The following is a 14,672-nucleotide window of genomic DNA, read 5'->3' as shown; positions in this document are numbered from 1 at the left end:
CACCTCTCCTTTACCCGGGACCAATCATTAGGTATTAACAATTTGAATAATTTGATTTATTCATAATCAAAAAACCTCCCCGCCCGGAGCGGGGAGGCACGGTATCATAAGCCTAGCACCCCTGGAGCTCGTCTCCGGAAGCTTCGGAGACGGTCAGGGAAGAGTCCACTTTGACCTTGTCGGCCTTGGCCTTGCCGAAGCGAAGAGTTACTTCGTTCCCCTTCACATCGAGAACCTTGGGAGAGCCGCCCATGGCGGAAACGCTCCCACCCTTCTTGACCCAGGCGGGGATCTTGTCGGCCTTGACGGTTACCTTGGCGCCGTCAATCTTGGTGACCTTGCCAGAAAAGGAACCGGAGGCGAAGGCAACGGCCGCCATTGAAACCGCCACAAGGGCTGCTGCGATGGACATCATGATTTTTTTCATTCTCTTTTCCTCCTGCGTGAATTGGGTTGCGCTCCGTCCTAGAAGAGAAGCTGGAGCTGTGTTACGAAGGTGGTGAAGTCCTCGGTCTTCAGGTTAGTTCCCTGGATGCCGCTCGCCACCCCTTCCTTGTCGAAATCGGTTCGGCTGATTTCAGCCGTGAGCTTCAGGTTCTGGCCCCAGATGTAGTAATTAACCCCGCCGCCGTACCAGGTAACGTCCTGATCGTAGATATTGTTGAGCATGGCGAAACTCCACTTCTCATAGCGACCGAAGAACTGGAGCGGCAGGTTGGGAAGCATGTAGCCGGCCTTCATGTACCAGCCGTTCTTCTCGCCATTGAGGCCAATTGCGTCTTTATCAGGCTCAGTCAGAGCGTTTATGGCCGTATTGTAGGATTTGTCCAGGTCATAGTCCGCATAGGCGGCCGACAGGGTGAAGGTTCCGACCGCTTCCACGGGATACTCGAAGAAGCCGTCAACGGTCCATGCCTGGTAATCTTTCTTGTCGGATTTGGCTGCGGGGTTGCCGTACACCACGTCGGGCTCGAACTGGTAGGCAGCGCCAAAGGTGAGAACCTGCTTCTTGCCCATGTAGGTCCCCTTATAGCCATAATCCGACTCGGGATCCAGCAGCGACACATGACCCCGGAACGTATAACGGAAGCTGGAGTCGGGTGATTTGTGACCGTTACCATCTTCATCACCAGCCTTGCGCCCTTCCATCACGTCGGCACGGTACTGGATCTTGTCTTCCAGGACGTTACCCCAGATTCCAACCCCCATATCGCGGGTAGAAACGAAAGGGGCCCGGATAAAGAGAGAGCGGTCGAGGGTCAGAGGCATCTCGCACGCCTCGAGGTTCTCACGGGAGAAGCCGTACTTGAACTTGCCCACGTTGACCCGGAAGGCATCGTTGAGTTTGAACCGCACAACTGCGTCCAGCAACTGGAATTCGGTGTTGGCACTCTGGTCGGAAACACCGAGGGTGCCGACATTGGGGTCCTCGGTGAACTCGGTCTGGACATAGAGGCTCACCATGTCACCGTACTTGCCCATGAAGGCGAGACGGTTGCGGCGGAAGTTGAAGTTGGTGGTGGTGCTGTTGCCGTCAGCGCCGGAACCGTTGTCGCGAACCGTCATCTGGAACTGCCCCTTGTAGTCGATCTGGAGGGCGCCCTGGTCCTCAGGTCCGAAGGTAATGCGGGGGCCGGCAAAGGCCGTGCCTGCCAGCAGTGCCGTACCGAGGGCGACGCCGGAGATGGTGGATATCTTGCGCATATTAATCATGCATTCGCTCCTTTTCATGGTAGATCCCCCGCCCCGTCGGGCGGGGGTGTCAGGGATATCACAACTCGCTTCTAGCAGCCGCCGCCACCACCGCCGCCTGCGCCACCGCCACCGGACGTGACCGGGCTCAGGTAGGCCTTGTCGGCATCTTCGATCTGGTTGGCGGTTGCCGTGGCATGGGACACAGTGGGATCAAGGCGGTAGGTGATGTCAACCACCGTACGGCCAAGGTCGGCATCATACGTGATGGGCAGCGTAAGGGAATCGGTCGCCCAGGCGGAACCGACAGGGAGCTTGCCTCCCTTGGCCGCGTTATCCGACATGAGGCCCCACTGTCCCCAGGAGCCGTCGTACCAGACGACGTTCTTGGATCCGTCGTTGTAGAGAATACCGTCAAAGTAGAAGAACAGGGCCGACGCGATGTTGCCTGCACGGCACATGGCATAGATGGTATTCTTCGTAAGATCGAGCCCTTTGGTGGTCATATCCGCCGCGACAACGGCGGGATCCTTGAATTTTTTAGTCGTTGCATCAACAAGGTTCACATGTGAGTACCCGCTGCCGCCGGTCATCCGCCCTTCGAAGACCACATATTTGGAACTTTCAACCAGATCGGTCGTTGAACCGGGAACGCCATCGGTCCTGCCATCGATGATCAGGCCAGTACCGGCATTCACCGCCGCAATCATCTCAGAGAGCGATGCGCGTAGATTTGCCTTGACCCTGTTGGTATTGAGGGGAGTCACATTGTACGTGGAAGCGGTGATGGTCGGAGCAACCGTTGTCATGGGATAGGCAGCCGCAACCCAAGCCTTGTTGCCGCCGTCAAGCACCTTCAGACGCTCTTTTGGGAAGCCCCAGTAGCGGAACGTAGTATAGGGGCGGGTAATATTCCAGAGGGTATTGGAGTTCATCTCCGCTTCAGAGGTCGTAAAAACAATGGTTGTATTCTCGTCGATGCCGCACCGCTTGATGAGCGCGTCCATCTGCGCGCCGCTGGCCACCATCTGGGCGAACTCGGCAGGCCCTTCAACACGGTTTGCCATCAGTTCAGCCGTCAGATCAACCCTGATCGCCCCGGGAATGTGACCATCGTTGTAGCGAAGCTTGGTCACATTCGGCGTAACGCTAGTATCTACGTAGCTACCTGAAAACTCGAGGATGACAACCCGCTCACTTCCTGCCGCCTTGTTTACCAGCCCGGCATCGAGCCATCCCTTGAGCGTCACCGCGTCGACCAGCGGAGTAGCGGTCTTCGTCGCCACCGGAGCAGGCCCGTTCAGACTGGGCGTGTCATAGCTTTTCCCCCCGCCCCCGCCGCAGCCCCACAACGTCAGCATAGCCAGCGCAACCACGCCGAGCATGCCGCTCAGAATGATGCGTCCCTTCCTCCATGCCTGTTTCGCCATACTACCTCCTTCACTCAGTAATGATGGTTCACCGGGCTTCCAATTCCCGGCCAGCAATAATGCATCTTCGTATAAGATGCTTTAACATAAGCAATCCTAATGCCACCAAAACCATGCGGAAATAGCCACAACTAAAAACGCCTGATTTAATTCATGATTTTCTAACTTATTGTTTCGACCCAATTTTACTGCTATAGTTTCTCTGATTAATTTTCATGACAGCCATGCGTTTCAGGCATAACAAGCACCGGGGGGGGCAATGGACATAACGCTCTTCAAGACACTGCTCAAGGTTGCGGCCATCGGCAATATTTCCAAGGCCGCCGCAGTGCTCTGCGTCACCCAGTCCGCGGTTTCGCGCCGGCTCAAGCAGTTGGAGGATCACATCGGCAAGCCACTGCTGATACGCTCGGGCAACGCCGTCAGGCCCACCGAGGCCGGTCAGTTTGTGCTCGCCAAGGCCCAGCAGATCGTCGATCTGGAAAGCCAAATCGTTGACAAACTCAATGTCAATGAGCCGAAGCAGCGCATTTCCCTCTGCTGTACCCCTGCATTCGGCATCGGACGACTCCCTTCCATCGTTTCCGCGTTCATGGCCGACAACGCCGAATCCGCTGACCTGAATTTCGTCTTTAACATGCCTGAGCAGGCTCTCGAAGGAATCGAAAACGGGCGCTTCGACTTGGCCATTATCGAACACTGCGATGACCTGAACATGGCCGGCCACAGAGGCTACCCGCTCCCCGACGACGAGATGATTTTTTTAAGCGCTCCGTCCCTCGGGATCGACTCACCTGCCCCATCCATCGAGCAACTGTTCGACAAGCGCCTCTACCTGAAGAACGAGCAGGGTTGCGCCAGGCGCTTCCTGGACAAAAACCTGGCATTGACCGGCCATTCGATCACCGAGTTCGCCAACATCATCTATTTCGACGACTTGCAGTTCATCATGCGCGAAGTGCTTGCCGGCAAGGGAATCAGCTTTGTCCCCATCGGTCTAGTGGTAGACGAACTCTGTCGCCATACCCTCATGGCCCACAGGATTGCCGATTTCGACCATTTCTACCCCAGAACCATCATCCTCGGTCGGCGGGCCCCATCCCCCCTTCTCCTGTCGTTCATCAACACCATTTACATTGCCTTTGGCATGCCGTGCCCATCAATCTTTCACACAGAAGCTCCATTCCCGCCTGAAGGGTTTCCCGAATCCCTCTAGCTAGATAAAATTTTTTTCAGGAAAATTCTAAAGTCATCTTCTGCTTCTGCCGATAAACAGGATGAAGAGAGTTCTGTACCGCGGCCGGCCTTACGGGCGGACCGCCATTCTCAACAACTTCACGGCAAGGAGCGTTCGTCATGAATCTGTTAAAGGATGCCCGTCTCAGCGTTAAACTGGTATCGAGTTTTGTTCTGGTTGCCTTCATCGCCGGCATTGTCGGCTTCATCGGGACCTCGAAAGTCAATACGCTGGCGAATGAAGCCGATGAGATGTTCACCTACAACACTAAACCCCTCGGGGTGTTCGGACAGGTGGGCATCGCTTTTCAGAAAGCACGGGTGAACGTGCGCGGAATGATACTCGACGACAGTACCCAGCGTGCCCAGGCCAACGCCAATGCCATCGCGAAGCTTTACCAGGATATCGACAAACAGTTGACGGAGGTGGATGCGACACTTGAAACCGAAGAGGGGAAAAAACAGTTCGCCACGCTCCGCACCCTCATCAAAGAGTACGGCCCGGTGCGCGATGAAATCATCGCGGCAGCCCTTGCCGGCGATCGCGAAACTGCCCTGGATGTCATGCGGAGCGAGGGGCTTGCCTATGAGCGCAAGATCGACGATGCAATAAAAAAGATATTCGACATGAAAATCGCACTGGCGGAACGCCGCAACGGACTGAATAGTGCCACGGCCCACAGTGCCACCATACAGATGGGAATACTCGCCGTTGCCGGCATGGTCGCTGCTGTCGTTTTCGGCCTGTTCATGGCGCGCCAGTTCACCGTCCCCCTTCGGAAAGTGGTCGAATTCGCCCAGGCCATCGCCCAGGGGGATCTAGCCCACCATCTTGAGATGAAACAGAAAGACGAAACCGGTCAGCTAGCCGAAGCAGTCAACACCATGTCCGACCGTCTCAACAGCCTCATTACCGGCGTTGCCGATAACGCGGCACAGGTGGCGGCAGCAGCCGGTCAGTTAACTGCCAATGCCGAGCAAATGGCAACGGGGGCGGAGGAAGTTGCCGCCCAGACCGGCACTGTGGCCACAGCCAGCGAGGAGATGGCGGCCACATCGACGGAAATTGCCGCCAGTTGTTCGGCCGCAGCCGACGAAGCACGCCGGGCAAGCGAAACGGCGGGCAAAGGATCTGAAGTGATCAAGCAGACTGTCGGGGAGATGCACCACATTGCCGAACGGGTAAAGGAAACGGCAAAGACGGTGGAAAACCTCGGCACCCGAAGCGACCAGATTGGTGAGATTATCGGCACCATCGAGGATATCGCAGACCAGACGAATCTCCTGGCGCTGAACGCCGCCATCGAGGCCGCCCGAGCCGGCGAGCAGGGCCGCGGTTTCGCCGTAGTGGCCGACGAGGTCCGGGCACTGGCAGAGCGGACCACCAAGGCGACCAAGGAAATCGGCGCGATGATAAAAGCCATTCAACAGGAGACAAGGGATGCCGTCTCATTCATGGAGCAAGGGGTGAAGGAGGTTGAGCTCGGCACTGCCGAAGCGGCGCAGTCCGGCAAGGCGCTTGTAGAAATCCTCGATACGGTAGAGGCCGTCACTATGCAGGTCAACCAGATTGCCACGGCCGCCGAGCAGCAGACCGCCACCACAACCGAAATCAGCGGCAACATCCAACAGATTACCGATGTGGTTCAGGGTACGGCCCGGGGAGCCCAGGAAACCGCAGCCGCTGCCAGACAGCTTTCCGATCTCTCCTCCGAGCTTCAGCATCTCATCGGCCAGTTCCACCTGGCATCGTGAAAATCGCCGGCTACCGATTATGGGAGGCCGCCTTCGGGCGGCCTTTTTCATTTTCTCCCCAAGGGAAAGGGTTGCAGTCCCGAGGGGGGCCGCGCTACAATTCTCAGCGTTACCCTTGGGCTCCGGAGTTTCCATGCGCATCCTGATCATAGAAGACGAGAAAAAGGCCGCCGCGTATCTTCAGAAAGGATTCACTGAGAACGGCTTTTCGGCGGACACGGCCCAAAACGGCGAGGATGGTCTCCACCTGGCCCGTACCGAGGCCTACGACCTCGTCATCCTCGACATCATGCTCCCCGGCCGGGATGGCTGGTCGGTGCTGGAAGAGCTGCGGCGCGGGGGGAGCGAGGTGCCGGTCATCTACCTGTCGGCCCGGGACGCGGTCCAGGACCGGGTGCGAGGGCTGGAGCTGGGGGCCGACGACTACCTGGTGAAACCCTTCGCCTTTTCGGAACTGCTGGCCCGGGCCCGCAACATCCTCCGCCGGGGACCGGCACGGCAGCCGGAACGCCTGCGGGTCGACGATCTGGAAATGGACCTGGTGGGCCACAAGGCCTGGCGGGGAGGGACCCCCCTCGACCTCACCACCAAGGAGTTTCTCCTCCTGTCGCTCCTGCTCCGCCGCAAGGGGGAGGTCCTCTCCCGAGCCCTCATCGCCGACCAGGTCTGGGGCATAAACTTCGACAGCGACACCAATATCGTCGACGTGGCAATCCGCCGCCTGCGGCGCAAGGTCGACGACCCCTTCGAGCGAAAGCTGATAAGTACCGTCCGCGGAGCAGGCTATGTCCTCGACGGAGCGTGAAGTGACCCACCCGGGGGCTCTCTCCCTCACCGCACGGCTCACCATCCTCTCCACCCTGGCCACCACGTGTGTTCTCCTCTTTGTCATCGTCTTCCAGTTTCTCGCCCTGGCAAGCGACCTGGAGTTCGAGGACAACAACTTCATCATCGAGAAAATACGGGTGATCGAGGCGATCATTGCCCGCTACCCCGACGACTCCGCCCACCTTGATCAGGAAGTCAACTGGGAAGGGGCCCTGCGGCAGGACACCCGTTACCTGGTTCGAATCATGGGGCGGCAGGGAAATGTGGTCATGGAGACACGGGGAATGGACCGCATTGTTCCTGCCCGCCAGTTCCCCCCGCCAGCCCGGGATTCCCGCGCCATCGGCCAAGGCAAAAAGCTCCACGTGCAAGACGGGCGGATCTATCTGCTGAACTCCGCCTGGGGAATGTCGGAGAAGGGGCTTTCATCCCGCTTTATCCAGGTGGCCCTCGACGTGACCGACGACGAGGATATCCTTCAGGGATACAAGCAGAAGATGGCTTTTGTGTTTCTGGCCGGCATTTGCCTTTCGGCCGCTCTCAGTGCCGTGGTGGTGCGCCGGGGCCTCCGCCCCCTGGCAGAGATTACCGGTGCGGCCGGACGCATCGATGTGACGACCCTTGATGAACGCCTCGGTGCCCGGGTATGGCCCCGGGAACTGGCCCGTTTCGCCGCCGCCTTCGACGGCATGCTCGACCGCCTTGAAACGTCTTTCGACCGGCTCGAAGCATCCTCCGCCAACCTGGCCCACGAAATCCGCACCCCCATCAACATCCTTCGGGGCGAGGCCGAGGTGGCTATCTCCCGGGCCCGCTCCGCCGAAGAGTACCGGCGGGTCATCGAGTCGAGCCTTGAGGAGTACGAGCGCCTCTCGCGCCTGATCGACAACATCCTCTTCCTGGCCAGGGCCGAGCAACGGATCGAGCCGATCCCCCTGGACATGCGCGGCGAACTGGAACTGCTCCTGGACTTCTACGGCACCCTGGCGGAAGAGAAGGAGATAACCATTTCCTGCTCCGGCCGGGGTGAGATACATGCTGACCCGCTCCTCTTCCAGCGGGCCGTCGGCAACCTGCTCTCCAACGCCATCCGCTACACCCCCACGGGAGGGGCGATCACCGTCTCCTTCACCCGGGACAACGACGGCGCCGCCCATCTCACCGTTACCGACACCGGCATCGGCATCGCGCCGGACGATCTCCTCCGGGTCTTCGACCGCTTCTACCGCAGCAGCGAGGCCCGCGCCCTCAATGCCCAGGGGACCGGCCTCGGCCTCGCCATCGTCCGCTCCATCATGGACCTCCACGGGGGAAGCGTTTCGGTCTCCAGCGAACCGGGGCGGGGAACCGCCGTGACGCTCCACTTTCCCGCAGCTCCGTCACCATTGTAACTTTTGAAGATGACGAAATTGTCATCTTCCCGTCATGGTCCGGTCAGGTTGTCTCTGGTAAAATTTTCCGCTGAAGTGCTATCTCCTGTCAGCGGAGCCCCCATGACCAAGCGCCGTACCTTTGGCATCATCACCCTCTTCTCACTCATCTTTCTCGCCATCTCCATCATAACCCGTACCGTTCTCCTCACCATGGTCCCCAAGGGGTCCGGGCTCACCCTCCCCCTGGTGGCAAAGGCCTACGGAACAGGGTTCATTTTCGACGCGGCGGCCCTCGCCTATCTCCTCATCCCGGCGGCCCTCTACCTGATCCTCGCCCCCCGGCGGCTCGCGGGAAGCAGCGGGCACCGCTGGGTGGTCCGCACCGCCATCTTCATCATCCTCTACGCCCTCATCTTCGGCGCCGTGGCCGAGTACTTCTTCTTCGAGGAGTTCTCGACCCGCTTCAACTTCATTGCCGTGGATTACCTGATCTACACCCATGAGGTCATCGGCAACATCCGCGAGTCGTACCCCCTGGCGCCGATTCTCGGCGGAATCTTTGCTATTTCCCTGGTTGCGGTATTCCTGCTCCGCTCCGCCATCGACCGGGCCGCCGCCACGACCTTTGCCGGCCGCCACCGTCGTCTGGGCGCCACGCTCCTTGCCGCCCCCCTGGCAGCCCTTCTCCTCGTGAACATTTCCGGCACGGAGATCTCCGCCAACAGCTACGCCAACGAACTGGCCGGCAACGGCCTCTATGGCCTCTTCGCGGCCTTCCGCAACAACGAGCTCGACTTCAGACAGTTCTACGTGACCCGGGACGACCGGCAGGTACTGGCCCGGCTCCGCGGCTTGGTGGAGGAGCGCAACAACCACTTCACCACCCCGGCGCCCCGCATGACCCGGCAGATCACCGGCGAAGGAGAGGAAAAGCGGCTCAACGTCATCGTGGTGGTGGAGGAGAGCCTGAGTGCCGAGTACCTCGGAATATTCGGCAACACCAAGGGACTCTCGCCGAACATCGACCGTCTCTCCAGGGATTCCCTGCTCTTCACCCACCTCTACGCCAGCGGCACCAGGACGGTCCGGGGGCTGGAGGCCCTCAACCTCTCGATACCGCCGCTTCCGGGCACCTCCATCGTGAAGCGCCCCAATAACGGCGGCTTTCGGTCCTGGGGTGAAATCATGAAGGAGAAGGGGTACGACACCCGCTACATCTACGCGGGATATGGCTACTTTGACAACATGAACGCCTTTTTCTCCGGCAACGGCTTCGACATTGTCGACCGCAACAGCTTTGCCAAGGACGAGATAACCTTCGCCAACGTCTGGGGAGTCTGCGACGAAGACCTCTACCGCAAGACCATCAAGGAGTCGCGGAAGTCATTTGAGGCGGGGCGCCCTTTCTTCAACATGCTTATGACCACCTCCAACCACCGTCCCTTCACCTATCCGGACGGGAAAATCGACATTCCCTCCAAGACCGGCCGTGACGGAGGGGTGAAATACGCCGACTACGCCATCGGGAAGTTCATCGAAGAAGCCCGGAAGGAGCCTTGGTTCAAGGATACCGTCTTCGTCTTCATTGCCGACCACTGCGCCGGCAGCGCCGGCAAGACCGAACTGCCGGTGAAGAAGTACGAGATCCCGCTCCTTGTCTACTCCCCCCACAACGTGACGCCGGGAAAGGTGGATCGGATGATGGGCCAGATCGACGTGGCCCCCACGGTGCTCGGACTCCTCAACATGAGCTACACCACCGACTTCCTGGGGCGCGACATCCTCAAGGCCGACACGCAGCCCGAACGGGCCTTCATCTCCACCTACCAGAAGCTGGGCTACATCGAGGGTGACCGGCTCCTGATCCTCAGCCCCCAGAAAGGGGCAACCCTGGCCCGGTTCGACCGCCGCAGCGGCGACACCCAGCCGCTCCCCATGGATGAACAGTCCCTCCAAAAAGCCCTTGCCTGGTACCAGGGGGCGAACTATATTTACAAGAATCGGCTCAACAGGCTCCCCTGACCATGAAGACACGTACGACCGCGCCCCTTGATGCTCCCTTCTGGCTCAGTCACGGGATCGTGCCGCTTCTCCTCTTCGTTTTCGCGGCCACGGCCTGCGAGATTACCCACGTGGACCTGGTCCTGGCTGACCGCTTCTACGATTTCACTGCCGGCACCTGGCCGGCCCGGTACTCGTGGTGGGCCCAATGGCTCATCCACGAGCGGGGGCGTGACCTGATCGCCGCGGTCACATCGCTTTCCTTCATCGCCTGGGTCCTGTCGTTCCAGGTTGTCCGGTTGCGCCCCTTCCGGTGGGCCGCCCTCTACCTGGCCATGGCCATAGGCATCGGCATTTGCCTCGTTGCCGTCGGCAGGGGTTTATCCGGCCGCCACTGTCCCTGGTCCGTGGAACGCTACGGCGGGCCGGTCCCCTACACCCGGCTCTTCGAGGGAAATCCCCCCGGCGCCAACAACGGGCATTGCTTTCCGGCGGTACACGCCGCCGGAGGTTTTTCCCTCATGGCCATATACTTCGCCCTGCGGGATCGCCGCGCCAAGATCGCCCGGGCAGGCCTCGCAACGGGATTCGCACTCGGCACCATTTACGGCTACGCCCAGATGGCACGGGGAGCCCACTTTTTCTCGCACATGGTCTGGTCCGCGGCCATCTGCTGGTTCTCGGCCCTGGGGCTCTACTGGATTTTCAGGCCCCACCTCGCCCCATCGGAAAGCGGTGGGGCCGCCGATGGATCACGGTTTGCTCCCGCCACTCACACGGGAGAGACGGCATAACGACACGACATTCACCACTCTGCAGCATCCAACACCTGATAAGGAAATCCTCCCCGTGACAAGGAAAGGTAACCCGTGCAGCCCCACACCACCGACGACAACTTCCGCGGAAAGCTCACGACGCCCAATGCCTGGGATCTGGCGGCATTCTTTCTTGTCATGGGCATCATCGCGCTCCTCGCCTGGGGAAGCCGGGAAATGGCCCTCCCCTATGTGCCGGGGAAGACGGTCCCCTCCCTCTCCCCCGATCCGTGGCACCTCCCCTACTACGCGCTGCGGACCGTAATCAGGATGGGGGCGGCCCTCGGCCTCTCCCTCGCCTTCACCCTCACCTACGCAACCCTGGCGGCCAAGAGCCGCCGGCTCGGCCCGATCCTCGTGCCGGCTCTCGACATCCTCCAGTCGGTGCCGATCCTCGGCTTCCTCTCCGTGACCGTAACCGGCTTCATCTCCCTGTTCCCGGGGAGCCTCCTGGGGGTCGAGGCCGCTTCCATCTTTGCCATTTTTACCTCCCAGGCATGGAACATGGCCTTCAGTTTTTACCAGTCCATGAAAACCGTCCCCAAGGACCTGGGAGAAGCGGCCACCATCTTCGGCCTCTCCCCCTGGAAGCGGTTCTGGCGGGTAGAGGCTCCCTTCGGCGTCCCCCCCCTCATCTGGAACATTATGATGTCGGTCTCGGGGGGGTGGTTTTTCGTGGTGGCCTCCGAGGCGATCACCGTGGGGAAGACCTCCGTGACCCTCCCCGGCATCGGCTCCTACATGGCGCTCGCCATCCACCGGCAGGACCTGGGCGCCATAGGATGGGCCCTGGCGACCATGGCCCTGGTCATCTTCCTCTACGACCAGCTCTTCTTCCGCCCCCTCGTGGCATGGGCCGAAAAATTCCGGGTGGAGCTCACTGAATCGGGCGCTCCTCCGGAATCGTGGCTTCTCACCATCTTCACCCGGACGCGGCTCATGGGCCGGCTCCTTCGTCTGATTGGCGCGCTACCGGCACGGCTGGCAGAGCGTTTTCCCCGGAGACGCCGCCTCCCGCGCCGGTCGAGGTACCCCATCCGGCCGGAAGTACAGCGGACCATCGATCGCGCCTGGAACGCAATCTTTGCCCTGGCAGCGCTCTACGGCCTCTGGAAACTGGCAACCTTCGTGAGCGTCATCCCCCTCCGCGAGGTGCTCTCCGTCTTCGGGCTGGGTCTGGCTACCCTGGCGCGGGTGACGGTCCTCCTCGCCCTGGCCTCGCTTCTCTGGATCCCTGTGGGGGTCAGGATAGGGCTCAATCCCCGGTGGGCGACTCGCGTTCAGCCGGTGGCCCAGTTCCTGGCCGCGTTCCCCGCAAACCTCTTCTTCCCGGTAGTGGTGGTCCTCATCGTCCGTTTCCGGCTCAATCCTGAAATCTGGACCGCCCCCCTCATGATCCTCGGCACCCAGTGGTACATCCTCTTCAACGTCATCGCCGGGGCCTCCGCCATCCCCAACGACCTGCGCGAAGCGGCGACCAACCTGGGGCTCTCGGGGTGGGAGCTCTGGCGGCGGCTGCTCCTCCCCGGCATCTTCCCCTCCCTGGTGACGGGGCTCGTGACCGCCTCGGGAGGAACCTGGAACGCGAGCATCGTTGCCGAGATGGTGAGCTGGGGCCCCACCACCCTCACCGCCACCGGCCTCGGTTCGGCCATTGCCCGCTGGACCGAGCAGGGGGACTACCCCCACATCGTTCTCGGCATCGCGGTAATGAGCATCTTCGTTGTCTGCCTGAACCGCCTCTTCTGGCGCAGGCTCTACCTCCTGGCCCAGACCAGGTATCGCCTTGACTAGGAACCGCCCATGACAACTTCAGCGTCCGCCGAACTGCTCCGGCTCGACAACATCAGGAAATCGTACCGCAAGACCGAGGGTGATGAGCACCTCGTCCTCGATGGCGTAGCCCTCACCGTCGGCGAGGGTGAGATCGTTGCGCTGCTGGGCCGCTCGGGTTCGGGGAAATCGACCCTCCTGCGGATCATCTCCGGGCTCGTCCCCCCCGGCGGTGGCACCGTCAGCTACGGAGGAAATCCGGTCACCGGTCCGGTGGAAGGGGTGGCCATGGTCTTCCAGACCTTCGCCCTCATGCCCTGGCTCACGGTCCTCGAAAACGTGGAACTGGGCCTCCTGGCCCGCCGGGTGCCTGCGGCGGAAAGGCGCCGCCGCGCCCTGGAGGCCATCGACCTGATCGGCCTCGACGGCTTCGAATCCGCCTTCCCCAAGGAGCTCTCCGGCGGAATGCGCCAGCGGGTCGGCTTTGCCCGAGCCCTGGTGGTGGAGCCCGATCTCCTCCTCATGGACGAACCTTTCTCGGCCCTTGACGTCCTCACCGCCGAGACCCTCCGCACCGACCTGATCGAACTCTGGATCGAGCGGCGGATACCAACACGTGGCATCATCCTCGTCTCCCACAACATCGAGGAATCGGTCCTCCTGGCCGACCGGATCGTCATCCTCGGGAGCTCCCCCGGCCGAATCGTCGCCGAGGTGCCGGTCCCCCTTCCCCACCCCCGCGACCGGGAGGCCCCAGCTTTCCGCAAGCTCGTGGACGACGTCTATGCCCTCATGACCGAAAAACCCCGCGGGGCCGCGCGCCCCGAAGGTGTTCCTATCGGCCACCGTCTCCCCGATGCCTCGGTCTCCCGCCTCACCGGCCTCATCGACGCCCTGGCCCGGGAGCCCTACCGGGGGCGGGCCGACCTCCCCGAAATCGCCGACGACCAGGGGCTCAGCGTCGACCACCTCTTCCCGCTCCTGGAGGCACTGGAAATCCTCGGCTTCGCCCGGGTGGAGGCGGGCGACGTGGAGCTCACCCCCTCGGGAAGGAGCTTTGCCGAGGCCGACATCCTCCGGCAGAAGGAGATTTTTGCCGAGCACCTGGTGCGCCGGGTGTCGCTGGCAGCCCACATCCGCCGGGTACTCGACGAGCGCCCTGGCAACCGCGCGCCGGAAGAGCGCTTTCTCCGGGAACTGGAGGACTACCTGAGCGAGGACGAAGCCCAGCGGGTCTTGCGGGTCGTCATCGAGTGGGGACGAAACGCCGAGATCTTCGCCTACGACGAGAGCGCCGGGGTGTTGAGCCTGGAGAACCCTGTCGAGGCGGAAGGGTAAGTCCCGAATCAGCCCTTGACTCAATCCGCTTATCCGGATATATTTTCCCCATGAAACAGGCCGCCCGTCTTTTCAAATCCCTTGCCGATGAAACCCGCCTCCGAATCCTGGCGCTCCTCCTGGCGGAGAAGAAGCTCTGCGTCTGCGATCTCATGGCGGCCCTGGAGCTCCCCCAGTCCACGGTGTCGCGGCACTTGGCCCAACTCAAGAACGCCGGCTGGGTGGATGACCGCAGGGAAGGGGTTTGGGTCTACTACTCCCTTGCCCCCTCAGACATACCCGCGCGCGGCGAACTCCAAGCTTTCCTGGCACGGTACCTTGCCACGGAACCGGTTGCCCTTGCCGACCGCGAACGCCTCGCCGGCTTTGGCCAGGGGAATCGCTGCGCCTGATTTTTTTTGCTTCGCCTCATCCGCGTATCCGGATACACA

General features: G+C 61.1%; 12 protein-coding genes. 9 read left to right on the top strand and 3 right to left on the bottom strand.

What is annotated here, in order from left to right:
- Positions 1–112: 112 nt before the first annotated feature.
- From extJ to extH, 3 genes are all read right to left on the bottom strand, one after another.
- Positions 113–427, bottom strand: coding sequence for a selenite/tellurite reduction operon protein ExtJ (extJ, locus tag GMET_RS02660; protein WP_004512229.1), 315 nt, complete (start codon positions 425–427; stop codon positions 113–115).
- Between the two features lie 38 nt (positions 428–465).
- Complete coding sequence (extI, locus tag GMET_RS02655) at positions 466–1,713, bottom strand: selenite/tellurite reduction operon porin ExtI (RefSeq protein ID WP_004512228.1); 1,248 nt, start codon at positions 1,711–1,713, stop codon at positions 466–468.
- Between the two features lie 71 nt (positions 1,714–1,784).
- Positions 1,785–3,122, bottom strand: coding sequence for a selenite/tellurite reduction operon rhodanese-like protein ExtH (extH, locus tag GMET_RS02650; RefSeq protein WP_004512227.1), 1,338 nt, complete (start codon positions 3,120–3,122; stop codon positions 1,785–1,787).
- Between the two features lie 259 nt (positions 3,123–3,381).
- On the opposite strand from extH, the gene GMET_RS02645 reads away from it, so the two are divergent.
- From GMET_RS02645 to GMET_RS02605, 9 genes are all read left to right on the top strand, one after another.
- On the top strand, positions 3,382–4,338 hold the full coding sequence (locus GMET_RS02645) for a LysR family transcriptional regulator (protein WP_004512226.1): 957 nt from the start codon (positions 3,382–3,384) through the stop codon (positions 4,336–4,338).
- 140 nt (positions 4,339–4,478) lie between these two features.
- The gene (locus tag GMET_RS02640) at positions 4,479–6,113 is read left to right on the top strand and encodes a methyl-accepting chemotaxis protein (protein WP_004512225.1); all 1,635 of its coding nucleotides are present in this window, start codon (positions 4,479–4,481) and stop codon (positions 6,111–6,113) included.
- Positions 6,114–6,246: 133 nt separating this feature from the next.
- The gene (locus GMET_RS02635; protein ID WP_004512224.1) at positions 6,247–6,918 is read left to right on the top strand and encodes a heavy metal response regulator transcription factor; all 672 of its coding nucleotides are present in this window, start codon (positions 6,247–6,249) and stop codon (positions 6,916–6,918) included.
- Positions 6,899–8,332 carry a heavy metal sensor histidine kinase gene (locus GMET_RS02630; protein WP_011365675.1) on the top strand — a complete coding sequence of 478 codons (1,434 nt, stop codon included), beginning with the start codon at positions 6,899–6,901 and terminating at the stop codon, positions 8,330–8,332. The genes GMET_RS02635 and GMET_RS02630 overlap by 20 nt, the downstream gene beginning before the upstream one ends.
- A gap of 102 nt (positions 8,333–8,434) precedes the next feature.
- Entirely contained in the window at positions 8,435–10,336 is a 1,902-nt protein-coding gene (locus GMET_RS02625) for an LTA synthase family protein (protein ID WP_004512222.1), read from the top strand.
- Positions 10,337–10,338: 2 nt separating this feature from the next.
- Positions 10,339–11,109, top strand: coding sequence for a phosphatase PAP2 family protein (locus GMET_RS02620; protein ID WP_004512221.1), 771 nt, complete (start codon positions 10,339–10,341; stop codon positions 11,107–11,109).
- A 75-nt stretch (positions 11,110–11,184) separates the two neighbouring features.
- Positions 11,185–12,924 (top strand): ABC transporter permease, encoded by a 1,740-nt coding sequence (locus GMET_RS02615; protein WP_004512220.1) that lies wholly within the window; start codon positions 11,185–11,187, stop codon positions 12,922–12,924.
- Positions 12,925–12,933: 9 nt separating this feature from the next.
- The gene (locus GMET_RS02610; protein ID WP_004512219.1) at positions 12,934–14,241 is read left to right on the top strand and encodes an ABC transporter ATP-binding protein; all 1,308 of its coding nucleotides are present in this window, start codon (positions 12,934–12,936) and stop codon (positions 14,239–14,241) included.
- Positions 14,242–14,291: 50 nt separating this feature from the next.
- Positions 14,292–14,633, top strand: coding sequence for an ArsR/SmtB family transcription factor (locus GMET_RS02605; RefSeq protein ID WP_004512218.1), 342 nt, complete (start codon positions 14,292–14,294; stop codon positions 14,631–14,633).
- The last annotated feature ends 39 nt before the right edge of the window (positions 14,634–14,672 follow it).

Origin of the sequence: Geobacter metallireducens GS-15, from assembly GCF_000012925.1 — a bacterium.
Lineage (GTDB): Bacteria > Desulfobacterota > Desulfuromonadia > Geobacterales > Geobacteraceae > Geobacter > Geobacter metallireducens.
The sequence above is the reverse complement of the archived record's forward strand: the minus strand, read 5'-3'. Positions and strand labels throughout refer to the sequence as shown.